Genomic DNA, 23,998 nt, shown 5'->3' with positions numbered 1-23,998 from the left:
TGAGCGCGCCGCGTTCGATCGCCACACTGTGGTCTCCAACAACGCAGGAGACCACCATGTCCGACCAGATCCTCAAGGCCCAGGTCCTCAAAGCCCAGGTCCGCAAAGCCCACGCACTGCGCGCATTGCACACGCCGGGCGCGCCGCTCGTCCTCTTCAACTGCTGGGATGCCGGCAGCGCCAAGGCCATCGCCGCCGCCGGCGCCCAGGCCATCGCCACCGCCAGCTGGGCCGTCGCCGCCGCCAACGGTTACGAGGACGGCGAACACGTGCCCCGTGACCTGGCCATTGCCAACATCGCACGCATCGCCCGCGCCGTCGCCTTGCCCGTGACCGTCGACCTGGAACGCGGCTACGGCGCCACGCCGACCGAGGTCGCCGACACCGTCGCGCAAGCGATCCGCGCCGGCGCCGTCGGCTGCAACCTCGAAGACGGCATCGCCGCCGGCGGCCTGCGCGATCCCGGCGAACAGGCCCTGCGCCTGCAAGCGGCACGCAACGCCGCCGACAGGCTCGACGTCCCGCTCTTCATCAACGCCCGTACGGACGGCTTCCTGCTCACGGCACCCTTTGAGCACGACGACGCGCTGCTCGACGCCACCCTGGCGCGCGCCCGCGTGTACGCCGCGCACGGCGCGGATGGCCTGTTCGTGCCGGGCCTCGTCGATGCGGCGCTGATCGAACGGCTCGTGCAGGCATCGCCCCTGCCCGTCAACCTGATGGCCGCCGCCGGCACGCCGCCCCTGGCCACGTTGCGCGCCCTCGGCGTCGCGCGCCTGAGCCACGGCCCCGGTCCGTACCTGCAGGCGATGCGCGCACTGGAAGACGCCGCGCGCGGCGTCGCCGCATGATGCCGGCCCGGCTCGCGCTCGCGGCGGCGCTCATGCTGTCCTCCGCATTCACGTCGGCATCCGACCACCTGGATTCGCCGAAGGTCATCGCGGACCCGCGCGTGGACATCGGCGACATCTACGCGTGGACCTCGGCCGACGGCCGCCGGCTGAATCTCGTGATGACCATCGTCGGCCACGCGCTCGACAGGAATGCGGAATATGCGTTCCACATCGACAGCGGCCCGCGCTTTCCCGACACGACGGCGCGCACCGACATCGTGTGCCACTTCGCGTCGAAGACGCAGGCGGACTGCCTGATCGGCCGCGACGAAACCATCCAGGGCGACCCGGGCCGGCTGGCGGGACTCGCGAGCGCGAGCGGCCGCAGCCGGCTGTTCGCGGGCCTGCGCGACGACCCGTTCTTCAACAACGTGAAGGGTTCGCGCGCCGCGTTCGACCTGGCCGCGGCGACGCTCCCTCGCGTGCCGCGCGATGCGGCGGGCTGTCCCGCGTACACGCCGGCGCAGACGGCGGCGATCCTCGACCAGTGGCGCCACACGGACGGCGGCCCGGCGCGCAACTTCCTCGCGGGCTGGACGCCGATGGCGATCGTGCTCGAGGTCGACCTCGGCCTCGTCAACCGTGGCGGCCCCGTGCTGGCCGTGTGGGCCGATACGCTCGTCGACGACGTCCGCATCGACCGCATGGGCCGGCCGCTGACGGGCAACGGCCTGCTCGCGCACCTGGGCAGCGACGAGGACGCCGACGCCTACAAGCTCCGCTACAACGCGGCGACACCGGAGACGGCGGCCGAATTCGTGCCCGTCATCGCGAAGTCGCTCGCGCTGTACGACGGCTACGACGGCCGCTGCGGCAACCAGCTCATGATCGACGCCGCCGCGCCGCCCGGGCAGCGCTACCTGCCGCTGGCCCGGTTGCTGGCCGACGACCGGCTGTGGGTCGACAGCGCGGTCGCCGCGTGCACGCAGCTGTTCGGCGTGGAACTCGGACTGCATGACTGCGGCGGCCGGACACTCCATTACGACGCAGTGAACGTGTACCGCTCGCTACTCGCCGGCGGCATGAACGATGCCGTCACGGACGGCGTGCGCGCGGACGACCAGGCGCACTCGGACACGGTGTTCCCGTTCCTATGAGGGTGTGCTTATTCCTCATCCTGTGCCTGTGCATGAACGCCCGCGCCCACGACTTCTGGGTCAATCCGGACAGCTTCGTCGTGTCGGTGGGCGCCAGCACCGCCTTGAGCATGCAGGTGGGCCACGGCGACGCGCGCCGCACGTCGATGATCCCGTCGCGCCGCATCCAGCGCTTCGCCGCATGGACGCCGGCCGGCGAGGTCATCGACCTGCGCAACGACGGCAGGCTCGCGCCCGCGGAGCCGGGCCTGCATCTGCTGGTACTGGAAACGGACGCGGACGCGCTGAGCCATCTGCCGGCCGACCGGTTCGACGCCTACGTGCGGGAAGAGGGTTTGTGGCCCGCGGCGGCCGCGCGCGGACGCGATGTCTTCGAACGTTACCGGCGCGTGGCGAAGGCGCTCGTGCAGGCCGGCGCGCCCGGCGAAGGCAGCCAGGACCTGGCCACGAAGCGCCTCGGCCTGCCGCTGGAAATCGTGTTGATGACATCGCCGTCGGACGGCGGCATGCTGACGGCGCAAGTCATGTTCAAAGGCTGTCCGTTGCGGCGCGCACTAGTAAAACTGACGGACCTCGACCACGACGCGCAGCCCGTCGCCGCGCAGGTCACGGATGGCGAAGGCCTCGTGCGGCTGCATCGTCCGCCGCCGGGCCACTGGCTGCTGAACGTCGTGTGGACCACGCCGCTGGACGGTGACGAAGGCATCGACTACGACACGATCTTTTCGAGCCTGTCCTTCGGGATCGACCCATGACCTCGGACGTCATGGCCCGGCGCCGCGCGGCCGGGTTATCATCGGCGGATGACGCCTCTCGACCTCGCCCCCGTCCCCGTCGGCCTGCTCCTGCGCGAATGGCGCGCGGCGCGGCGCCTGAGCCAGCTCGACCTGTCGCTGGACGCGAACATCTCCGCCCGCCACCTCAGCTGCATCGAAACGGGCAAGGCGCAGCCCAGCAGGACGCTGCTGATGCGCCTGGCCGACGTGCTGGACATGCCGCTGCGCGAACGTAACGCGCTGCTGCGCGCGGGCGGTTATGCGCCGAGCTATCCCGAGACGGGGCTCGACACGCCGGCCATGGGCCGCATCAACCAGGCGATCGATTTCATCCTGCGCCAGCAGGAACCGTATCCCGCGTTCCTCATGAACCGGCACTGGGACATCCTCGCGACGAACCAGGCGGCGCAGCGCGTGAACGGTTTCGTGCTCGACGGGCGGGCGAGCAGGCACGCGAACATGCTGCGCGCCGTGTTCGATCCGGACGACCTGCGGGGCGCGCTGGCGAACTGGGACGACGTGGGCGGCACGCTGATCGGCCACCTGCACGCACTGGTCGCGGGGTCGCCGACGGATACGAAGGCGCGGGCGCTGCTGGACGAGATCCTCGCGTATCCGAACGTGCCGTCGCGCTGGCGGCTGCGCGACCTCGATACGCCGCCGGCGCCGCTGCTGACGACCGAATTCCGTCACCGCGGCGTGACGCTGAGCTTCTTTTCGACGATCACGACGTTCGGCACGCCGCGCGACGTCACCATCGACGGGCTGCACATCGAATCGTGCTTTCCGATGGACGAGGCGACGGCGCAGTTCTGCCGCCAGCTCGGCGGCTGACGTCCGTCAGACGAGCAGCGCGCCGCCCATCGACGCGGCGATCTCCGACGCTTCCTCGATCATGCGCTGGAGGGTCTCCTCGTCCAGCAGGTAGTCGAGCGCGCTCTCGCTGTGTTCGGGCAAGGGCGCGCGCGCCGTGCCGAGCGGCGACGGCACGCTGGCGTACATGTTCGCCAGCAGCAGCGTGTCGAGCAGCGAAGCGGGCGGCATGTGCAGCCAGGCGCCGCGCAGCTCGAAGATCGCCTCGGCGACCGGATCGGGCAGCGCCAGCTTGCGCGCCACTTCGCGCGTGACGACGTCCTCGCACAGCTCGGCCCATTTTTCCGGATCGTCGTCCAGCAGGCCCGGGAAGCCGTCGGCGCGCGACAGCAGGTAAAAGCCGCCGACCTCGTGGACGATGCCGGCGAACATCGCCGTGTCCGGATTGACGAAGGTGACGTGGTGCGCGAACACGTGGGCCAGCGCGGCCACCTGCACCGTGTGTTCCCACAGCTGCTCGGCCTTGGCGCGCAGGTCCGGATCCTCGATGCGGGCGCCGAACTGGCGCACGACGAGGCTGGCGACGAGCATCTGCAGGTTGCGGTAGCCGACCCGCGTCACGGCCGAGCGCACGTTGGTGACGGGACGCCCGCTCGTGTTGAACGTCGAGGAATTGGCCAGCGCCACCGTGCGCGCCGCCAGCTGCGGCTCGCCCAGCACGAGGCGGATCGCGTCCTCCAGGTGGCAATCGGGATCGTTGAGCGCGTGCTGCAGGCGCAGCACCGCGTTCACGCTGGTCGGGAAGGAAATCTCACCGCGCGCCGCCTGGGCGGCGATGGTTCCAAAAGCTTCGAGTCTGTTCACGGCCGCGATTATACCGTGCCGTATCCAACGTAAATGCGTTTCCGGCCGCTTCGTGACAACTTGTGGTAGATCAGCAAAAAAAACGGCCCGCCAACTTCGGCGGGCCGCAGAGGGGCAGAAAGTGGTATGGCTTATTTGACCTTGATGGCGCTCTTGACGCTGGCTACGCCGTCGACGCCCTTCGCGACTTTCACGGCCTTGTCGGCCTGTTCCTTCGAATTCACGAAGCCGCTGAGCATCACGACGCCCTTTTCCGTCTCGACATGGATGCCGAGCGAATCGAGGTTCGGTTCCTTGACGAGGCCGGCCTTCACCTTGGTGGTGATGGCGGTATCGGAGGCGGCCACGCGGGTCTTGCCGGCGGCATTGCGGGTCTTGTCGGCCGTCTGGTCGCCGGCACGGTCCATTGCGTTGTCGGTCTTCTGGGCAACGGTCGAACCGGCCTCCTTCGTCTTCTCGACGGCCGAGTGCGCGACTTCCTTCGTCTTTTCAGCAACTGTCGCGGCCGCGGCCTTCACTTTGTCGCCCGCGGTCGCGGCAGTGTCGCGCGTCTTTGATGCGGCATCCGCGGCGGTGTCGCGCACGGCCGACGGTTTCGTTTCGACGAGGCAGCCCGTCTTCGCATCGGCGCCCATCTGCGCACACTTGTCGACGGCGGCCGCCTTGGCCGGGTCGCGCGTGTCGGTGCTGGTCACGAGGCCGCCGCCGGAAGCCTGGCTGCCGCCGCCGCTGGCGCCGCTGCTCGTCGTGCCTGCGCGGTCGGCCTTGGCGTCGGCCAGCGCGGCCGTGTGCACGGATGTCGCGTTATCCATGCAGCTGTCCTTGTCGGCGCCGCTCTTCGCGTCGCACTTCGCCTTGGCCAGGTCGTACTCGGCGTCGGCGACGTTGGTGCGCGTGCGGGCGCGGCCGGCTGCCGTGTTGTTGTACCTGGACAGTGCATCGGCTTCGGTGCGGGTGCGCGCCAGCCGGGCTTCGGCCATGCAGATGTCCTTGTCGCTGCCGCTCCGGGCGTCGCATTTCGCTGTCGCCGCCCGGTATTCCGACTCCGCTTTCTGGGTGAGATTGCGGTAGGTCGCCGGGTCGTGGTTGAGTGCCGCAGTCGGTGCCGCGGCGAAGCTCGCGCCTGCAGCCGTCGCGAGCAAGGTCGCAATCAGCGTTTTCATGGTCTTGTCCCTGTGTTGTTTGTTGTGACAGCCAGATTTAACGCCCGCACGCCAGGGACCTCTGTGCGGCACCGTACACTTGTCGGACAAACCATAAATGCAGTCAACGTCGCCCCCGCGGAGGCGGGATAGCCCCACCGGCGCTATCCCGCCAAGTTTTGCGGCCGTAGCTTAAGGACTTGGATTCCCGCCTGCGCGGGAATGACGAGTTGGGGCTTAGTCGTCGCTCAGCAGCCCCTCGCGCCACAACGGCGCCGCGTCCTCGAACGGCTTGCCGGCACTGCCGAAGCGCGCGCCGTCGCGCGCGAGGCGCACCCACGCGCGGGTATCGTGGCCGTTGCGCGCGACCGGCTGGTCGTGCCTGAGCTTTTCCAGCCACGCGTAGATGCGGCCATAGTCGCCGGGGTGACGGGCGTGCGTCCAGGCCAGCGCCACCAGGTCGGCATAGCCTTCCTCGCGGCGGGTTTCGCGCATCGCCTTCGATGCCGCCAGCAGCGACGGATCGTCCGCCGTCTCTTCGTTCACCTCGACGAAACCGGCCGGCAGCGCATGCCACGCGCCCTGCGCATAGCGCCAGCAATGGCCGATCTCGTGGGCCGCCATCGCCTCGATCAATTCGCCCTGCCCGGCCGCCGGCACGCCGTCGAGCTGGCGCTCGGCATCCGGATTGCCGCGCAGCGACAGCACGAGCTTGCAGCGCCCGCCCGCGAAGCCCATCGCCATCGGGACGTCGTTCGGGCCCGCCTGCGGCTGGACGACGACATCGATGGGCAGGTTCAGGCTGCGCGAGTACGCGAGGACGGGAAGCGCGGCGCCGAGCCAGCGCTGCTCCAGCGGCGTGAGGTCGGCGGCGGCGGCGGGAAGGGTTGCGCACAGCAGCGCTGCGGCGAGGACGGCTTTGGACATGGAGGACTTCCCGTTGGATATTTAAAATGCCTAACGGCAATTTTAAATCCGGTTGAAGCCCCTTTTTCAGCAATATTTTTGCGCCTGTTTAAAAGCGTAATCTTGCCTATCCGGCCACGCGCGCCTCGCTGGGCGGATGCCCGATGACGCGTTTGAAAGCGCGGCTGAACGACGCCTCGGAGTCGTAGCCGAGCCGGTTCGCGACGGTCGCCACGCGCATGCCGTCGCGCGCGATCCAGTGCCGCGCCTGGAACATCTTGACCTTGGCCACGTACTTGGCCGGCGTTTCGCCGACGGCGCTGGAAAACTTGTCGATGAAGCTGGACCGCGAGGCGCCCATCACGCCGGCCAGTTCGCTCACCGACCAGTCGCGCTCCGGCTGGCGGTGGATCGCCGCCAGCACGCGTCCGATCTGCGGACAGCGCACGGCCGCGATCCACCCGCTCGCATCGCTGCACGCGCATTCGACCCACGCGCGGATGATGCTCGCGGCCAGCACGTCCGCCAGCCGCGCGAGGATGCCGCAGGCGCCGATGCGGTCGAGCGCGACTTCGCGTTCCATCGCTTCCAGCATCGCGTGCACGGCCGGGTCGCGCTGGCCCAGGTCGGCGGCGCGCATCGCCTCGGGCATCATCGCCAGCAGCGGGTGCAGCGGGTCGAGATTGAACCGCATCGCGCCGCAGAACAGGACCTGCTCCGCCGCCGCATCCTGCGCACCCGCGCCGCTCACGAGATACAGGTTTTCCGACACGGCCTTGCGCGCCAGCGAGTCGATCTCCACCGCCGGCAGGTCCGGGCTGCTGGCCATGACGTGCGCCGTACCGTGCGGCAGCAGCACGGCGTCGCCCGGATTCAGCTGCAGCCAACCCTTCGTGGCCGTGTGCATCCAGCAGCTGCCTTGCGCGACGAAGTGAAAGCTCGCCTCCCGCTTGGCGGGGAACGCGACGGCCCACGGCTCGCGCATCACGCAGCGGCCGTATTCGACGCCGTCGAGGCGCAGGCCGAGGAGGATTTCGGTCAGGGCGTCCTGGCCGGTCTTCGGATCCCTGTTTGGACGAATGGTCATGAGATTCGGATTGAATGGCATGGAAAGTCCAGAATCTTAGCCCTACACTGCCATTTCCACAATATCCCGAGGTATCCGATGAATGAATCCACCTGCATCGACGTCGCGGAGGCGCATGTCGCAGACGCGCATGTCGCAGACGCGCATGTCGCGGACGCGCATGTCGCGCCACCGCGCGTCGCGGCCCAGGCGAAAGACGCGAACTGGGGCGGCATCGCCAGCCTGACGCTGGGCGTGTTCGGTCTCGTGACGGCCGAGTTCCTGCCGGCCAGCCTGCTGACGGCGATGGCCGCCGACCTCGGCGTGTCCGACGGCGCCGCCGGCCAGGCCGTCACCGCCACCGCGGCGGTGGGCGCCGCGGCCGCGCTGACCATCCCCGTCCTCACGCGGAACCTCGACCGCAAGCGGGTGATCCTCGCGCTGACGTCGCTGCTGGTGCTGTCCAACGCGCTCGCCGCGACGGCGCACAGCCTGCCGGTGCTGATCGCGGCGCGGGCGTTGCTGGGCATCGGCCTCGGCGGCTTCTGGTCGATGGCCGCCGCGCTCGCGATGCGCCTTGTCCCGGAGCACCTGTTTGCACGGGCCATGTCGCTCATCCTCACCGGCGTCTCCGTCGCCACCGTGTGCGCGGCGCCGGTCGGCGCGTACATGGGCGACCTGTGGGGCTGGCGCAGCGCCTTCGTGGCGGCCGGCGTCGTCAGCGTCTTCACCCTGGCCGCGCAATGCGTCACCATCCCCGCGCTGCCGCCGAAGGACAACCCGAACGTCAAAGTCCTGTTCGAACTGCTGGGCCGGACCAACGTGCGCGTCGCGCTGCTCGCCGTGCTGCTCGTGATTTCCGGGCACTTTGCCGGCTTCACCTACATCCGCCCGTTCATGGAACAGGTCACGCACCTGTCGGTCAGTGCGATTTCCGCGACCCTGCTCGCGTACGGTATCGCGGGCTTCTTCGGCAATATCGCCGGCGGCTTCCTGGCCGAGCGCAGCGAGCGCCTCGCCATCGTGGCCGGCGCCGCCCTGATCGCGCTGCTGGCCGCCACGCTGTGGGTCGCGGGCACGTCGGTCCCCGTGACCATCGCGGCGATCGCGGCATGGGGCTTCGCGTTCGGCGCCTTCCCGATAGGCTTCCAGACGTGGATCGTGCGCGCCGCGCCGGACCAGGCCGAGGGCGCGGGCGGGCTGCTCGTCGCCGCATTCCAGATTGCCATCGCCAGCGGCGCCGTCGGCGGCGGCATCCTCGTCGACCGGATCGGCGCGCCGGGCGGTCCGATTTTCTCCACCGTCGCGCTCACGCTCGGCGCACTGCTCGTCGTGCGCTACGGCCCGCGCCCCGCATCCAATTAAGGAGACCACCATGACGAATCGCCGTATCGTCCTTGCCGCCCATCCGCAAGGCGTTCCGACTCCGACGAATTTCCGTCTCGAAGACACACCCGTTCCGGTGCCGCGGGACGGCCAGGTGCTGCTGCGTACCGAATGGCTGTCGCTCGACCCGTACATGCGCAACCTGATGGAGCAAGTCGGCCCTGGCTATGCCGATCCGGTGCCGCTGGGCGCGACGATGGTCGGCGGCACGGTCAGCCGCGTCGTCGAATCGCGCCATCCGGACTACAAGGCCGGCGACCTCGTCGTCGGCGCCGCGGGCTGGCAAGAGTATGCGCTGTCCGACGGCAGCGGCCTGATGCCCGTGGACGACCTGGCGCGCCCGTCGCTGGCGCTGGGCACGCTCGGCATGCCCGGCTTCACGGCGTACGTCGGGCTGCTCGACATCGGCATGCCGCAGCCCGGCGAGACCGTGGTCGTCGCGGCGGCCACCGGTGCGGTCGGCGCGGTGGTGGGCCAGATCGCGAAGATCAAGGGTGCGCGCGTCGTCGGCATCGCCGGTGGTCCGGACAAATGCCGGTACGCGGTGGAAGAACTGGGTTTCGATGCGTGCGTGGACCATCGCGATCCGCGCTTCGCCGAACTGCTGGCGGCGGCCTGCCCGGACGGGATCGACGTGTATTTCGAGAACGTGGGCGGCGCCGTGTTCGATGCCGTGCGGCCGCTGTTGAACGTGAACGCGCGCGTGCCCGTGTGCGGCTTCATTTCGCACTACAACGGCGGCGCTGCCGAAGGCCCGGACCGTCTCGCCACGTGGATGGCGACCCTGCTGTCGAAACGCATCCGCATGCAGGGCTTCATCATCCTGGATCACTACGGGACGCGCTTCGACGCCTTCCGCGACGACATGGCCGGCTGGCTGGCGGCCGGCAGGATCAAGGTGAAGGAAGACGTCGTCGACGGGCTGGAAAACGCCCCCGCAGCGTTCATTGGCCTGCTGCAGGGGCGGAACTTCGGCAAGCTCGTCGTGCGGGTTTGATCACGCGGCGGCGATACGCCCCTGGCGCGCGGCCGGCACGACGGCCAGGCTCGCGGACGGCCGCGCCGCCTGCGCATCCAGCTTGAAAATGCTGACGAGGCGCGCGAGGTTCGCGGCTTCGTCCTGCAACGCGGACGCCGCGGCGCCGGCCTGTTCGACGAGCGCCGCGTTCTGCTGCGTCGCTTCGTCCATCTGGCCGATGGCGCGGTTGACCTGTTCGATGCCGGCGCTCTGCTCCTGGCTCGCATGGCTGATCTCGGCCATGATGTCCGTCACGCGCTTGACGCTCGTGACGATTTCTTCCATCGTGCTGCCCGCCTCGTCGACGAGCTTGGCGCCGTCGTCGACCTTGGCGACGGAATCGCTGATCAGCGTCTTGATTTCCTTCGCGGCCGCGGCCGAACGTTGCGCCAGGCTGCGCACCTCGCCCGCGACCACGGCGAAGCCCCGCCCCTGCTCGCCCGCACGGGCCGCCTCGACGGCCGCGTTCAGCGCGAGGATATTCGTCTGGAACGCGATGCCGTCGATGACGCCGATGATCTCGGCGATCTGCTTCGACGACTCGTTGATCGACGCCATCGTCTGCACGACCTGCGCCACGACGGCGCCGCCGCGCTGGGCCACGCCCGATGCCGACTCGGCGAGGGTGTTCGCCTGGCGTGCGTTGTCCGCGTTCTGGCGCACGGTGCCCGTCAATTCTTCCATCGACGACGCCGTCTCTTCCAGCGTGCCGGCCTGGCGCTCGCTGCGCTCGGACAGGTCCTGGTTGCCGGCCGCGATTTCCGTCGACGCATTGGCGATCGTGAGCGTGCCCGCGCGCACCTGGCTGACGATGTTCACGAGGCTGTCGCGCATGCCTTTCATCGCGTACAGCAGGCTGGAACGGTCCTCGGCACGGGTCTCGATCGGTACGGACAGGTCGCCGGCCGCGATGGCGCCCGCGATCTCGACGGCGTAGTCCGGCTGGCCGCCCAGCTGGCGCAGCAGGCCGTGGCTGATGAACCAGGCCGCGGCCGTGCCGGCAGCGGCGGCGACGGCGAGTATCGCGAGCATCCAGGCAAAGAAACTGTGCGACAGCGCGCGCGCCTGCGCGGCCGCGTCGTTGTTCAGCTTTTCCTCCAGGTCGATGAGGCGGTTGACGCTGGCGAGCCAGTCGACGAAGGCGGGGCCGGCCTGCTTGTCCAGCAATGCCGTCGCTTCGGCCGTGTTGTCGGCCTGGCGCAGGGCGATGAGTTGCGCGATCAGCGGCTGCGTGCGGCGCTCGACGTCCTTGATGGCGGCCAGCGCCTGCTTTTCTTCCGGCAGGATGTCGCTGCGCGCCGCGAACAGCCGGTCGAGCGGCGCGGCCGAGCGCTGGTAGTCGTCGTCCAGTTTCTTGATCAGGTCGGCGTGGCGCTGGGCCGTCGGGGCCGTGGAAGCCAGCACGACGTCGCGGATGGCGATCGAGCGGTCGTGCACGCTGCCGCGGAAATTGATCGCATAGCGTTGCTTGACGCTGTTGACGTCGTTGATGCGGATGAGGATGTCGTCGATCTGGCCGACGCGGTGGATGGCGAGGCCGGCCAGCACCGCCATGAGGGCGAGGACGCTGCCGAAACCGAAAGCCAGTCGTTTGCCGATCGTGAGTCCAGTGGTTGTCATTGTGTGCTCGCGTGGTGGGATCGGAATAAATATTTCCAAAAGGAAACGATTCCAAATATAGCACACAAATGCCAAATTTGATGTTGGGGCAGGTCTAATACCTGCCCTTTGGCAGGGTTTTATTGCCGAAAATAGCGACGTCGTTCCCGCGAAAGCGGGAAGCCATACTGAGTATCCTGTTCGGCTCAGTATGGATCCCCGCTTGCGCGGGGATGACGGTATGACGGTGTAATCAGCGGTGCGCGGGCACCAGCTTCGCCGCCGTCACGAACGCCGGCCGGATATCGTTCGGCACGGCCTTCATCTTGTCCAGCGCCTTCTGCACGTCCGGACGGATGACGACATAGCGCTTCATGAGATCCTGCGCGCGGGCGTAATCCCCCGTCGCTTCGATCGTCAGGAACTCGCGGTCGAGGTCCGCCACCGCGCCCTTGATCTTCGCGAAGTCGACGGAGAACGTGCCGTCGCCGTGCGACACGAAGCCGCCCTTGTCGAGCAGATAGTTCATCTGGATGGCCATGCCGCGCGCGTGCGAATCCGTCAGGCCGAAGTGCAGCGTGCGGAATGCCGATGCGAGGTAGGTGTTGTACAGCTTGCGCTCGGCAGCCGTGCCCTGCCCCAGCGACGCCTTCAGCTGGCCCTTGTCCATCATATAGGTGAGCGCCCACAGGCCGGTGACGTCGGCCTTCGCTTCCTCGATGGTCGAGTAGGCATCCTTCAGGTCCTGGCGCGGCGTGGATGGCTGGCCGTTCTGCGTCGTCGCGTGCGGGCCCAGGCCGTGCATGATCTCGTGCGCGAGGATGTGCGTGAAGAACGAGTCGAAATCGAGGTCCTCCTGGTCGGCCGGACGCAGCACGAGCTTCGAGATCGGCGTCAGGGTCGCCTCGAACTTGGCTTCCTGGACGTTCTTCAGCATCACGCGCTTGGAGCCGCGCTGGCGGATGATGCGCTCGTCGTTCGGCAGGTTGTAGGCGGCCGTCTGCACGCCCATGTTGCCGTCGCCGGCGCCGTAGACCTGGTTCACCACGACCATCGGCGCGATCGCCCCGACCTTCGGATTGCGGTATTTGGCATCGAGCGGCAGGTTGTTTTCCAGCTCCTGCATGTGCTTGCCGAAAAAGTTCAGCTTCTCCGTCTCCTTCTGGTCGCGCACGTTCACGTACGCTTCGAACGCGGCCTTGTAGCCGAACAGTTCGTCGTTGTACGTCTCGTACGGGCCGATGGTGACGTCGACCGGGGAATCCAGGTCCATCCACGCGAAATCGGAGGCGAGGTAGTCGTTCGACAGGAAGGCGTCGGCGCGCAGGTTCAGGAATTTTTTCAGCGACGCGTTGTCGGTGGCGTTCGCGGCTTCCTTCAGCAGTTTCGACAGTTTTTGCAGCTCGCTACGGTACTCGTCCGAGTACTTCACGATGGTGAATTTGCCTGCCTTGTCCTTGCGGATCACGGTGAAGAACCACTGGGCCTGTTCCTTGTCGGCGGCCGGCAGGCCGTTCATCCACGCCTCGAGTTCCTGCTTGCTCGCGCCTTCCGGATAAAAGTTCGCGCCGGCCGGCTTCTCGGCGGGGATCCTGATGCCGGCGCATTCCGCGGGCATGAAGGATGCGTTGCCGTCGATGATCGACCACGGGCCCTTGTTCAGCCAGAAGTAGTCGCGGCGGGCCTTGCCCAGCGGCGTCGTGTCCTTCTGCAGCGCGGCCCACAGCGCCTCGTTGCCGGACCAGCGCTGGCGCAGCTGCAGCGTGTCGACGATCTTCGCCGCTTCGATCAATCTGGCGATGGCGACGCGGTCGCCGGTGGACAGTTTTGCCGTGTCGGCCGTCAGGTCGACGGGGGCGAAGCGCTTGGCCATCGTCTGCAGTTGCGGCGCGGTGGCGGGGGCGGCGTGGACGGTGGCGCACAGGGTCGCTGCGGCCAGCGCCAGGGGGGCGAGGAGATGCTTCATTGGGGTCCCTTGTGAGGTTGACAATCGGGGGATTGTAATCCTCTTCAGGGGTGATGCATGAAAACTTGGCGGGATAGTGCCGGGGGCACTATCCCGCCTGCGCAGGGGCGACGGCTCACACGCAACGTATGAACTCGTCGTCCCTGCGAAGGCAGGGACCCAATGTCATCAGCGCGACGCCACGGTCGCTTCGGGCGCGGCCTGCGTCCATCCGCCACCCAGCGCCCGCGCGACGGACACCGCGGCCAGCAGCCGCTGCGTCCGGATCTGCGCAGCCGCGCGGTCGGCGGCCAGCGCGGAACGCTGCGCGTCGGTAACGTCGAGATACGTCGACACGCCGCGGTCGAAGCGCGCCTGCGCCACCTGCACCGCGCGCGCGGCGGCCTGCTGCGCCTGCACCTGCACGTCGCCCTGCTTCTGGCGCTGCTGCACGTCCGACAGCGCATCTTCCACTTCGCGCAGCGCCGTCAGCAGGCGGCCTTCGTGGTTCGCGACGGCTTCGTCGTAGCGCGCCCTGGCCAGCTTCACGTTGGCCTCGATACGGCCGCCCTCGAACACCGGCAGCGACAGCGCGAGCGGTCCGAACGAGAACTGGCGCGCGCTACCCTTGGCCAGGTTGCTCAGCGTCTCGGACGCATAGCCGAAATTCCCCGTCAGCGACAGGCTCGGATAGTACGCGCCTTCCGCCACGCCCACCTGCGCATTGAACGCCTTCAGGGTGGCGACGCTCGCGGCGAGGTCCGGACGCTGGCCCAGCAGGCTCGCCGGCAGGCCGACCGGGATCGCGGGCGGTTGCGGCAGCGCGGTGCCCGCGGCCGGGGCCACGACAGGCTCGCTCGGCGACGCACCGACCAGCACGGCCAGCGCGTGTTCCAGCGTGTTGCGCTGGCGCTGGGCTTCCTGGATGTCCGCCTCGGCGTTGGCGCGCTCGATGCGGGTGCGCGAGACGTCCAGTTCATTGGACAGGCCCGCGTTGAAGCGCGCCTCGATCAGCTGCTGCGATTCGCGGCGCGTGGCCAGCGCATCGTTCAGGATGGCGATATCGGCATCGAGGCCGCGCAGCTGCCAGTACGTCGTCGCGACCTGGCCGGACAGCATCAGCATGACGCCGTCGCGGTCGTCCTGCGCGGCGAGCGCCTGGGCGTCGGCCGCTTCCACGGCGCGGCGCACGCGGCCCCACAGATCCAGCTCGTACGAGAAATTGGCGCCGACGCTGAATTCGTTGCCCTTGATCGAACGGCCGCCGAACGTCACGCCCATCGGCGTTTCGGCCGACGTGCGCGAGTTCGATACGCCGGCGGAGACGCCGACGGTCGGCAACTGGCTGGCGCGCGTCACGCCCAGCTGCGCCTGCGCCTGCACGAGGCGCTGCGCGGCGGCGCGCACGTTCGGGTTGTCGCGCAGGGCGCGTTGTTCCAGCTGGTCCAGCTCCTTGTCGCCGAACACGGTCCACCATGCGGCCGGCAGGCGTGCCGCCCGGTCCGAAGGTTCGGCCGCGGCGTGGCGGAAGGCCGGCGTATCGATGCTCTTCGGCGCGACGAAATCCTTGCCGACGGTGCCGCAGGCGGACAGCAGCACAGCCACGGCCAGCGCGACGGCAGATTTGATATAAACAGTTTTCATACTTTATCCATTTATTGGGTTCAGTGGCCACCGCCACCGCCGCCGCTGGGCGACTTGAGCTTGTCCGAGAACCACAGCGGAATGATCGCCACGAGCAGGATCATGCCGACGATGAAGAAGCCGTCGTTGTAGGCCATCACGAACGACTCGCGCCGCACGATGCGGTCGATGGCGCCGATGGCCTGCTGGGCCGCCGTCGCCGGGTCGAAGCCCTTGGCGAGGAACGATTGCGTCAGCGCGTCGAGGCGGGCCTGCGTGGCGGCGGATACGAGCGAGACCGACTCGCCCAGGCGCTCCGAGTGGAAGTGCTCGCGGTTCGTCAGGGCCGTTGCCAGCAGGGCGATGCCGACCGAGCCGCCCAGGTTGCGGGTCATGTTGAACAGGCTCGATGCCGACGTCATGTCCTTCGGCGGGATGCCGGCCATGGCGAAGTTCGACAGCGTCAGCATCACGAACGGCTGGCCCAGCGCGCGGATGATCTGCGACAGCATCAGCTGGTCGTAGCCCGTGCTGGCATCCATGTACGCGTTCATCAGGCACGACACACCGAACAGGCCGAGGCCGAACGAGCACAGGATGCGGTTGTCGATCTTCTGCGACAGGCGCGCCACGAACGGCATCACGAACAGCTGCGGCAGGCCGACCCACGCGATCACTTCACCGATCTGCATCGGCGAGTAGCCCGCGATCTGTCCCAGGAACAGCGGCAGCAGGAACGACGAGCCGTACAGGCCCATGCCGATCACGGCCGACAGCACCGTCGCGACGAGGAAGTTGCGCTGGCCGTACAGGCGCAGGTTGACGAACGGCTCCGGCCGCGAAAAGCCGATCACGATCCAGCCGAGGATACCGACCAGCGCCAGCGACGCGAACGTGATGATGAAGCCGGACTCGAACCAGTCCTTCGAATTGCCCTCTTCCAGGAAGATCGTCAGGCTCGCGAGGCCCACCGCCATGAACGCGATGCCGAGCCAGTCGGCCTTGACCAGCGCCTTCAGGTCCATGGGCTCGCGGTCGATGCCCCAGTACATGCCGGCGATCAGGAGCACGCCCGGCACCCAGTTGATGTAGAAGATCGACGGCCAGCCGTACAACTCGGTCAGGTAGCCGCCCAGCGTGGGGCCCATCGCGGGCGCCAGGGTGGCGGTCAGGCCGAACATCGCCATGCCGACCGCGCGCTTGGCCGGGGGCAGGCGCGTCATCACGAGGGTCATCGCCATCGGGATCAGCGCGCCGCCCGTGAAGCCCTGCATCATGCGGAACACGATCATGCTGGACAGGCTCCAGGCCGCGCCGCACAGCGTGGAGAACACGAGGAACAGCGCCGTCGTGAGCATCAGGTAGCGGCGCTGGCCGAGGGCGCGCACGAACAGCGCCGTCATCGGGATCACCACGATCTCGGCGCACAGGTAGGCGGTCGAGATCCACGAGCCCTCTTCCTGCGTGGCCGACAGCGTACCGAGGATGTCGCGCAGCGAAGAGTTGGTGATCTGGATGTCGAGCACCGCCATGAAGGCGCCCAGCATGCCGGCCAGCACCGCGATCCACGTGCGCGCGTCGATGCGCGCACCATTTGCAGGTGCTCCCGGCGGCGCGTGCGGCGCCATCGGTTTGGTGATCGTCGTGGACATCACGGTTCCTCGGTTATTTGGCGGCAGCTTGCTGTTGCGTCGCCTTTTGGCGCAGGTCGATCTCGACGACAGTCGACATGCCCGGCACGAGGCGGCCCGCGTACTTCTTGAGGTCTTCCGGCGCGAACGTGATCTTCACGGGCACGCGCTGGACGATCTTGGTGAAGTTGCCGGTCGCGTTATCGGCCGGCAGCAGCGCGAACTGGTTGCCCGACGCCGGCGCGAAGCTGTCCACGCGGCCGACCAGTTCGTGCTTCGGCAGCGCGTCCACTTCGATGCTGACCTGCTGGCCCGGCACGATGCCCGGCAGCTGCGTTTCCTTGAAGTTGGCGACGACCCACACGTCGTCCTGCACGATGGCGGCCAGCTGCTGGCCCGGCTGCACGCGCGCGCCGACTTCCACGCTGCGCTTGCCGATGCGGCCGGACACCGGCGACACGATGCGGTTGTAGCCGAGCTGCTGCCGGGCGTCCTTCAGCTGCGCCTCCAGCACTTTCACCTGCGCCTCGAGCACGCCACGGGCCGACGTGGCGGCGGCGATCTGGGCCTGGGCGGCGCTGGCGTTGTCGCGGCGGGCCGTGACGTCGGCCGTGGCACCCGCGCGGGCGGCCGTGGCGGCATCGACTTCCGCTTTCGAGACAGCCTTCATCTGCGTGTTGTACAGCTGGCCGTAGCGCTCGGCGTCCTGTTTGGCGCGCACGAGGTTGGCCTGGGCCTGCACGACCTGCGCCCGGGCGGCCGAGGCCTGCGCCCTGGCCTGCTGGATGGCGGCGTCGGCCTGCACGATCTGCTGCTGCACGCTGGCGATCTGGGCCTGGATCTGCTCGACCTTCACGCCCTGGTCGGCCGGGTCCAGCTCGGCCAGCACGTCGCCGGCCTTGATGACCTGGTTATCCTCGAACAGCACCTTGGTCACCACGCCCGGGATGCGCGACGACACCGGGTGCACGTGGCCCGTGACGTAGGCATTTTCGGTCTCGACGAAGTTATGGCTGCGGTACCACATGCGGCCGCCGGCGGCCAGCGCGGCGGCGGCGATCAGGCCCACCACGATCAGCACGCGCTTCGGAGGCCCCTTGGCGGCGTTGGCCGGTGCCGGTGGGACGGCTGCGGCCGGCTTGTGGTCGACCGTGGTTTGCGTATCAGGCATGTTAGCTCCGAAAGAAATGAAATTAGTCCATCGCATTATTCGACAAGTTTTTGCCAAAGTCAAGAAATGAAACGGTTGCATTTCATTAGAGATTCCACTAGCATGGAGCCCATGGACAAACATATGCATGACGCATCCGAATGCCCCGGCAAGGGCGCGGGCCGGCCCAAGGCCGCCGACGTCGAGGCGCGCACGCAGGAGTTGCTGCATATCGCGGGCACCCTGTTTCTCAAGAATGGCTATACGAAGACGAGCCTCGAATCGATCGCCCGCGCGGCGCACGTCGCGGTGCGCACGATCTATGTGAAATTCGGCGGCAAGGAAGGCCTGCTGGCCGCCGTGCTGGCCGCCAAGCGCCACCGCTTCTTCCGCAGCCAGCCGATGGAGACGGATACCCGTCCGCTGCGCGACATCATCGACAACTTCGCGCACCAGATGTACGCACTGATCACGTCGCAGGAAGCGATCGACCTGCAGCGCATCGTGCTGGCCGAGGCGCCGACGAATCCGGAACTGGCCGAGGCATTCTGGAACAGCGGCCCGCGCATGACGCGCGAGATGCTGGCCCGCTTCTTCGCCCGCCCGGACATCCGCGCTCAACTGCGTCCCGGCCTGCCGCTCGACCTGTTGCCCTGCCACCTGATGAGCACCATCACGGGCGAAATGTTCATGAACCTCATGCGCCCGCAGCACGTCGTCGACCAGGAAAAGGCGAAGCGCGACCTCGAAGGCCGGCTCGAATTGTTTTATTACAGCATCCTGCCGCAAAGAACTTAATTCCTTTTAGCAAAGACAATGTGCGTCATCGCACCGACCTAATCGGTGGGAACAAGTAGCCTGTGGTCTTTGAAGGAGGATGTCATGAACAACAATACAAATAGCAAGACGGCAGTTCGCCGCAAGGAGGGTGCATGAGCAAGTCGTCCCGTTACGAATGGCGCGACCAGCAGGCCGCGCTGCACGAGCGCATGAAGGGCTTCCTCGCCAACCCGAGCAATGAGCAGCTCGAGGCCGTCGTCGCCGAGATGCGCGCGTATGCGGATGCCGCACAGAGCGGCAGTATCGAGATTCCGCAGGCCTGGACTGCATATCGCTGAATGGGGTGGGCACGTGCCCACGCGTGACGCATGCGGTTTGTTGGCGTTACGCGCGGGCTCGGGGAGCCCGCCCTACGTTTCGCGACACAACGCCGCATTTCACGCCCCTCCACCGCATATCGTCGCATCGCCCCCCGCGCGATGACGCCCCTGGCTACAGTGCGTTTACCAACAACGACACTGGAGCCCATCATGATCCGCACCGCCCTGCCGACCCTGGCCCTCGCCACTCCGTTCGCCGCGCAGGTTACGCATGCCGCCGATCTCGTCGTCCACGTCGACAATGTCAAGTCGACGTCGGGCCAGGTCATGGTCGCCCTGTACGGCAACGCCGACGCCTTCCTCAAGCACCCGGTCCGCGCGGAGCAGGCGAAGGCCGACAAGGCCGGCACGACGCTCGTGTTCCACGACGCGCGTGGCCGAGGGGCCCCGGTGGCGCAGGCCCGGCTGCCTTATCGCACGCCGCATTGCTTCCATGGTAACTTTCAGGCTGCTTGAGACAGGAACACCATGACCACACCCGCCACGCCCTCGATGCACCCGCTGGAATGGTTCGCGCCCTTCCGGCGCTGGCGCCCTTCGCCGCTGCGCAACCTCGTCTACACGTTCGTGTGGAACGGCATCGTCGGCGTCGCGCTGACGTGCGTGGCCCTGCTGTTCGGCAGCCGCGCGCCGGTCGCCACGCTGCTGACCGAAATGCTGTTCGCGTCGAACGTGATCGGCTTCCTCATCCACGGCGTGGTGCACCTGCTGCGCCGCGTCGCGCCCGGACGGAACAGCACGGCGATGCGGGCCGCCAGGGTGCTGCTGACGGCGTGTTGCGCCCTGCTCGGCTTGGCCGTCACGGACGCCGTGCTCGGCGGACGCAGCACCTTCGACGCACTGCTGCACACGGGCCTGATGGCGCGCTACCTGCCGGGCGCCATCGTGGTCGCGCTGCTGATGGCCGGCGTGCTCACGGCCGGCGAGCGCCGCGTCGCGCGCGAGATCGAGGCGGCGCGCCAGCAGGAGCAAATCGCCGAGGCCGCGCGCCTGCTCGCGGAAGCGCAGCTGCGCACCCTGCAGGCCCAGATCGAACCGCACTTCCTGTACAACACGCTGGCCAACGTCGTGAGCCTGATCGGTTCCGATCCGGTCCGGGCCCGCCACATGCTCGAGCGCCTGATCGATTTCCTGCGCGCGAGCCTGTCGGCCAGCCGCGCGGAGCACGCCACGCTGGGCGCCGAGATCGACCTCGCGCGCGCCTACCTCGACCTGCTGACGGTCCGCATGGGCGCCCGGCTGCGCTACCGCATCGACGTGGACGACGCCTGCCGCGCCGCCGCCATCGCGCCCATGCTGATCCAGCCGCTGGTGGAAAACGCCGTCATGCACGGCATCGAGCCGAAGGTGGATGGCGGCACGATCGTCGTGCGGGCGCGCCGGACGGATGCGGGTTGGTGCGTGGAAGTGGCCGACGACGGGGCGGGCTTGACGGCGGCAGCGCGCCGCCCGGGCGGCGGCGTGGGCCTGTCGAATTTGCGCGAGCGCCTGCGCACCTTGCATGGGAATCTTGCTCAAGTACAATTGCTCGAAAATCAAGACGGAGGCGTCATCTCGCGTCTGATCCTGCCTGCATAACGTTTTACCGAGGTGCCATCATCGACCCCATCCGCGCCCTGCTTGCCGACGACGAACCGCACCTGCTGGCCTATCTCGAAGAACAACTGGCGATCGCATGGCCGGAACTGCGCATCGCCGGCCGCGCCGGCAACGGCATCGAAGCGCTGCGCCTCGTGGACGAGCTGGCGCCCGACATCCTGTTCCTCGACATCCAGATGCCCGGCCTGAACGGCCTCGATCTCGCGGCCCGCCTCGTCGATGAGAAGAATGCGCCGCGCGTCGTGTTCACGACCGCGCACGAGGCGTATGCGCTGCAGGCCTTCGAGCACGCCGCGTTCGATTATTTATTGAAACCCATCCGCCTGGAGCGGCTGCAGCGCACCGCCCTGCGCCTGAAGGAAGCGCTGTCCGCCCCCGCACCGGCGGCGCCATCGGCCGACATGCTGGCCGGCCTGCTGCGCCAGCTCGGCATGGCGCCCTCCACGCCCGCCGCCGCGCCCGCGCCGGCCGCGCCGCTGCAGTGGATCCGCGCCGCGCAGGGCCAGGAAACGCGGCTGATCGCCATCGACGAAGTCATTTACTTCCAGAGCAACGACAAGTACACGAGCGTGTTCGTGGCCGACGGCGAGCACCTGATCCGCACGCCGATGCGCCAGCTGCGCGACCAGCTCGACCCGCAGCAGTTCTGGCAGATCCACCGCGGCGTGATCGTCGCGGCGCGCCACGTGGCCGGCACGCGCACCGACTTCCGCGGCCGGCTGCTGGTGAAACTGAAGGGCCGCGACGAACAACTGGTCGTCAGCCGCAACTACGCCGACCTGTTCCGCCAGATGTAAATCCCGCATTACGAAAAGGCCTTTCACGATCTGCTTCGCCTTTGCGAAAAGGTCGTGCATAATAGCGGCTGTCCTATGTCTTATATAAGACTTAGTCGTAAGGCAACATACGACGTTTGTGGCCGCCGGATCGATGTTTGACGGAGTATGATCCTCGATCTGTTCACCACCATTGGCGCGTGGCCCGGACAGCCGATGTTTTTTTAGTATTAGAACTCCAAACCCTCCCGCACATCGAGGAACCAGCGTATGAGCAGTGATCAGACCATCATCTATACCCTAACCGACGAGGCGCCCCTGCTGGCCACCCACGCCTTCCTGCCCGTCGTCGAGACGTTTGCCAAACCCGCCGGCATCCGCATCGAAGAGAGCGACATCTCCGTCGCGGCGCGTATCCTGGCGGTCTTCGCCGACCGCCTGCCGCCGGACCAGCGCGTGCCGGACACGCTGTCGGAACTCGGCAAGAAGACGCTGCAACCGGACGCCAACATCATCAAGCTGCCGAACATCTCGGCATCGGTGGGCCAGCTGCAGGCAGCCATCAAGGAACTGCAGGGCAAGGGCTACAACCTCCCGGACTACCCGGCCGATCCGAAGACGGACGAGGAAAAAGAGATCAAGGCCCGCTACGGCAAGTGCATCGGCTCGTCCGTGAACCCAGTCCTGCGCGAAGGTAACTCGGACCGCCGCGCGCCGAAGGCCGTCAAGGAATACGCCCGCAAGAACCCGCACTCGATGGGCGAATGGTCGCAGGCGTCGCGCACGCACGTGTCGCACATGACCCACGGCGACTTCTACCACGGCGAAAAGTCGATGACGCTCGACCGCGCGCGCGACGTCAAGATGGAACTGGTCACCAAGAGCGGCGAGACCATCGTGCTGAAACCGAAGGTCTCCCTGCTGGACGGCGAGATCATCGACTCGATGTTCATGAGCCGCAAGGCCCTGCTCGAGTTCTACGAACAGCAAATCGAAGACGCGCACAAGACCGGCGTGATGTTCTCGCTGCACGTGAAGGCGACCATGATGAAGGTCTCGCACCCGATCGTGTTCGGCCACGCGGTCCGCACCTTCTACAAGGAAGCCTTCGAGAAGCACGGCGAGACGCTGGCGGCACTGGGCGTGAACGTCAACAACGGCATGGCCGACCTGTACAACAAGATCGCCAAGCTGCCGGATTCGCAGCGCGAAGAAATCATCCGCGACATCCACGCGTGCCAGGAACATCGCCCGGCGCTGGCGATGGTCGACTCGGCCAAGGGCATCACCAACTTCCACTCGCCGAACGACGTGATCGTCGACGCATCGATGCCGGCAATGATCCGCGCCGGCGGCAAGATGTACGGCGCCGACGGCCGCCTGAAGGAAGTCAAGGCCGTGATCCCGGAATCGACGTTCGCCCGCATCTACCAGGAGATCATCAACTTCTGCAAATGGCATGGCGCCTTCGACCCGCGCACGATGGGCACCGTCCCGAACGTCGGCCTGATGGCCCAGCAGGCCGAGGAATACGGCTCGCACGACAAGACCTTCGAAGTGCAGGAAGACGGCGTCGCCAACATCACCGACCTGGCGACGGGCGAAGTGCTGCTGTCGCAGAACGTCGAGAAGGGCGACATCTGGCGCATGTGCCAGGTGAAGGACGCGCCGATCCGCGACTGGGTCAAGCTGGCCGTCACCCGCGCCCGCAACTCGGGCATGCCGGCCGTGTTCTGGCTCGATCCGTACCGTCCGCACGAGAATGAACTGATCAAGAAGGTCAAGACGTACCTGAAGGATCACGACACGGAAGGCCTGGACATCCAGATCATGTCGCAGGTGCGCGCGATGCGCTTCACGCTGGAGCGCGCATGGCGCGGCCTGGACACCATCTCGGTGACCGGCAACATCCTGCGCGACTACCTGACCGACCTGTTCCCGATCCTGGAACTGGGCACCAGCGCCAAGATGCTGTCGATCGTCCCGCTGATGGCCGGCGGCGGCATGTACGAGACGGGCGCCGGCGGTTCGGCACCGAAGCACGTGCAGCAGCTGACCGAGGAAAACCACCTGCGCTGGGACTCGCTGGGCGAATTCCTCGCGCTGGCCGTCAGCCTCGAAGACCTGGGCCTGAAGACCGGCAACGCGAAAGCCAAGCTGCTGGCCAAGACGCTGGACGCCGCCACCGGCAAGCTGCTGGACAACCGCAAGTCGCCGTCGCCGAAGACCGGTGAACTCGACAACCGCGGCAGCCAGTTCTACCTGTCGATGTTCTGGGCTCAGGAACTGGCCGCGCAAACGGAAGACGCCGAACTGGCCGCCTACTTCGCGCCGCTCGCCAAGCAACTGGCCGAGAACGAGCAGAAGATCGTGGCCGAGCTGATCGAGATCCAGGGCAAGCCGGTCGACATCGGCGGCTACTACAAGCCGGACAATGCCAAGGTCAAGGCCGTGATGCGTCCGAGCGCGACGTTCAACAAGGCACTGGAAAGCGTCGGCGCCTGATAGCACCGCACGGTGCGTGAGCACCGATGAAAAAACCCCGGTTCCGCGT

At 67.4% G+C, this 23,998-nt stretch carries 21 protein-coding genes; 12 read left to right on the top strand and 9 right to left on the bottom strand.

The genetic code is table 11. From position 1 onward, the window contains the following. Positions 1 to 56: 56 nt before the first annotated feature. The 4 genes from ACEN98_RS07110 to ACEN98_RS07095 are packed head-to-tail and all read left to right on the top strand — an operon-like array spanning position 57 to position 3,600. Positions 57 to 851 (top strand): isocitrate lyase/PEP mutase family protein, encoded by a 795-nt coding sequence (locus ACEN98_RS07110; protein WP_413382986.1) that lies wholly within the window; start codon positions 57 to 59, stop codon positions 849 to 851. Then, positions 848 to 1,990, top strand: a complete 1,143-nt coding sequence (locus ACEN98_RS07105) for a DUF4331 family protein (protein WP_413382984.1) — start codon at positions 848 to 850, stop codon at positions 1,988 to 1,990. Before ACEN98_RS07110 ends, ACEN98_RS07105 begins: the two co-directional genes overlap by 4 nt. Before the next feature lie 32 nt (positions 1,991 to 2,022). Further along, complete coding sequence (locus tag ACEN98_RS07100) at positions 2,023 to 2,745, top strand: DUF4198 domain-containing protein (RefSeq protein WP_413382982.1); 723 nt, start codon at positions 2,023 to 2,025, stop codon at positions 2,743 to 2,745. Positions 2,746 to 2,793: 48 nt separating this feature from the next. After that, positions 2,794 to 3,600 carry a helix-turn-helix domain-containing protein gene (locus ACEN98_RS07095; RefSeq protein ID WP_371769137.1) on the top strand — a complete coding sequence of 269 codons (807 nt, stop codon included), beginning with the start codon at positions 2,794 to 2,796 and terminating at the stop codon, positions 3,598 to 3,600. 6 nt (positions 3,601 to 3,606) lie between these two features. Here ACEN98_RS07095 and ACEN98_RS07090 read toward each other — a convergent pair whose 3' ends face one another. The 4 genes from ACEN98_RS07090 to ACEN98_RS07075 form a co-directional block, all read right to left on the bottom strand. Next, a complete protein-coding gene (locus tag ACEN98_RS07090; RefSeq protein WP_413343510.1) occupies positions 3,607 to 4,443 on the bottom strand; it encodes an HDOD domain-containing protein in 837 nt (278 codons plus the stop codon). A gap of 131 nt (positions 4,444 to 4,574) precedes the next feature. Beyond that, positions 4,575 to 5,606 carry a BON domain-containing protein gene (locus ACEN98_RS07085; protein WP_413382980.1) on the bottom strand — a complete coding sequence of 344 codons (1,032 nt, stop codon included), beginning with the start codon at positions 5,604 to 5,606 and terminating at the stop codon, positions 4,575 to 4,577. A gap of 216 nt (positions 5,607 to 5,822) precedes the next feature. After that, on the bottom strand, positions 5,823 to 6,512 hold the full coding sequence (locus ACEN98_RS07080; RefSeq protein WP_413382978.1) for a hypothetical protein: 690 nt from the start codon (positions 6,510 to 6,512) through the stop codon (positions 5,823 to 5,825). Between the two features lie 106 nt (positions 6,513 to 6,618). Then, on the bottom strand, positions 6,619 to 7,578 hold the full coding sequence (locus ACEN98_RS07075) for an AraC family transcriptional regulator (protein WP_413382976.1): 960 nt from the start codon (positions 7,576 to 7,578) through the stop codon (positions 6,619 to 6,621). Between the two features lie 78 nt (positions 7,579 to 7,656). On the opposite strand from ACEN98_RS07075, the gene ACEN98_RS07070 reads away from it, so the two are divergent. After that, the gene (locus ACEN98_RS07070; protein WP_413382974.1) at positions 7,657 to 8,922 is read left to right on the top strand and encodes an MFS transporter; all 1,266 of its coding nucleotides are present in this window, start codon (positions 7,657 to 7,659) and stop codon (positions 8,920 to 8,922) included. Then, a complete protein-coding gene (locus tag ACEN98_RS07065) occupies positions 8,918 to 9,940 on the top strand; it encodes an NADP-dependent oxidoreductase (protein WP_413385959.1) in 1,023 nt (340 codons plus the stop codon). The genes ACEN98_RS07070 and ACEN98_RS07065 overlap by 5 nt, the downstream gene beginning before the upstream one ends. Here ACEN98_RS07065 and ACEN98_RS07060 read toward each other — a convergent pair whose 3' ends face one another. The 5 genes from ACEN98_RS07060 to ACEN98_RS07040 all read right to left on the bottom strand — a co-directional run bounded on the left by ACEN98_RS07060 (position 9,941) and on the right by ACEN98_RS07040 (position 17,930). Next, entirely contained in the window at positions 9,941 to 11,581 is a 1,641-nt protein-coding gene (locus ACEN98_RS07060; protein ID WP_413382972.1) for a methyl-accepting chemotaxis protein, read from the bottom strand. 232 nt (positions 11,582 to 11,813) lie between these two features. After that, complete coding sequence (locus tag ACEN98_RS07055) at positions 11,814 to 13,526, bottom strand: dipeptidyl-peptidase 3 family protein (RefSeq protein WP_413382970.1); 1,713 nt, start codon at positions 13,524 to 13,526, stop codon at positions 11,814 to 11,816. Between the two features lie 168 nt (positions 13,527 to 13,694). Further along, positions 13,695 to 15,149 carry an efflux transporter outer membrane subunit gene (locus ACEN98_RS07050; protein ID WP_413382968.1) on the bottom strand — a complete coding sequence of 485 codons (1,455 nt, stop codon included), beginning with the start codon at positions 15,147 to 15,149 and terminating at the stop codon, positions 13,695 to 13,697. A gap of 20 nt (positions 15,150 to 15,169) precedes the next feature. Beyond that, entirely contained in the window at positions 15,170 to 16,780 is a 1,611-nt protein-coding gene (locus ACEN98_RS07045; RefSeq protein WP_413382967.1) for a DHA2 family efflux MFS transporter permease subunit, read from the bottom strand. A gap of 13 nt (positions 16,781 to 16,793) precedes the next feature. Further along, on the bottom strand, positions 16,794 to 17,930 hold the full coding sequence (locus ACEN98_RS07040) for an HlyD family secretion protein (RefSeq protein WP_413382965.1): 1,137 nt from the start codon (positions 17,928 to 17,930) through the stop codon (positions 16,794 to 16,796). Positions 17,931 to 18,053: 123 nt separating this feature from the next. Here ACEN98_RS07040 and ACEN98_RS07035 point away from each other — a divergent pair, with 123 nt between their 5' ends. The 6 genes from ACEN98_RS07035 to ACEN98_RS07010 all read left to right on the top strand — a co-directional run bounded on the left by ACEN98_RS07035 (position 18,054) and on the right by ACEN98_RS07010 (position 23,949). Beyond that, on the top strand, positions 18,054 to 18,707 hold the full coding sequence (locus tag ACEN98_RS07035; protein WP_413382963.1) for a TetR/AcrR family transcriptional regulator: 654 nt from the start codon (positions 18,054 to 18,056) through the stop codon (positions 18,705 to 18,707). Positions 18,708 to 18,841: 134 nt separating this feature from the next. Next, positions 18,842 to 19,027, top strand: coding sequence for a hypothetical protein (locus tag ACEN98_RS07030; RefSeq protein WP_413382961.1), 186 nt, complete (start codon positions 18,842 to 18,844; stop codon positions 19,025 to 19,027). A 192-nt stretch (positions 19,028 to 19,219) separates the two neighbouring features. Next, positions 19,220 to 19,525: a hypothetical protein gene (locus ACEN98_RS07025; RefSeq protein ID WP_413382959.1), complete on the top strand. Its 306-nt coding sequence runs from the start codon at positions 19,220 to 19,222 to the stop codon at positions 19,523 to 19,525. Between the two features lie 12 nt (positions 19,526 to 19,537). Beyond that, on the top strand, positions 19,538 to 20,647 hold the full coding sequence (locus tag ACEN98_RS07020) for a sensor histidine kinase (protein WP_413382957.1): 1,110 nt from the start codon (positions 19,538 to 19,540) through the stop codon (positions 20,645 to 20,647). Between the two features lie 29 nt (positions 20,648 to 20,676). Then, the gene (locus tag ACEN98_RS07015) at positions 20,677 to 21,465 is read left to right on the top strand and encodes a LytR/AlgR family response regulator transcription factor (protein WP_413385958.1); all 789 of its coding nucleotides are present in this window, start codon (positions 20,677 to 20,679) and stop codon (positions 21,463 to 21,465) included. 249 nt (positions 21,466 to 21,714) lie between these two features. Next, positions 21,715 to 23,949 carry an NADP-dependent isocitrate dehydrogenase gene (locus ACEN98_RS07010; protein ID WP_413382955.1) on the top strand — a complete coding sequence of 745 codons (2,235 nt, stop codon included), beginning with the start codon at positions 21,715 to 21,717 and terminating at the stop codon, positions 23,947 to 23,949. Positions 23,950 to 23,998: the final 49 nt, after the last annotated feature.

The sequence above is a fragment of the Massilia sp. CT11-137 genome (assembly GCF_047302885.1).
Taxonomy (GTDB): Bacteria; Pseudomonadota; Gammaproteobacteria; order Burkholderiales; family Burkholderiaceae_D; genus Telluria; species Telluria orientalis.
Note: the sequence above shows the minus strand (reverse complement) of the source record. Positions and strands in the feature narration are given on the sequence as shown.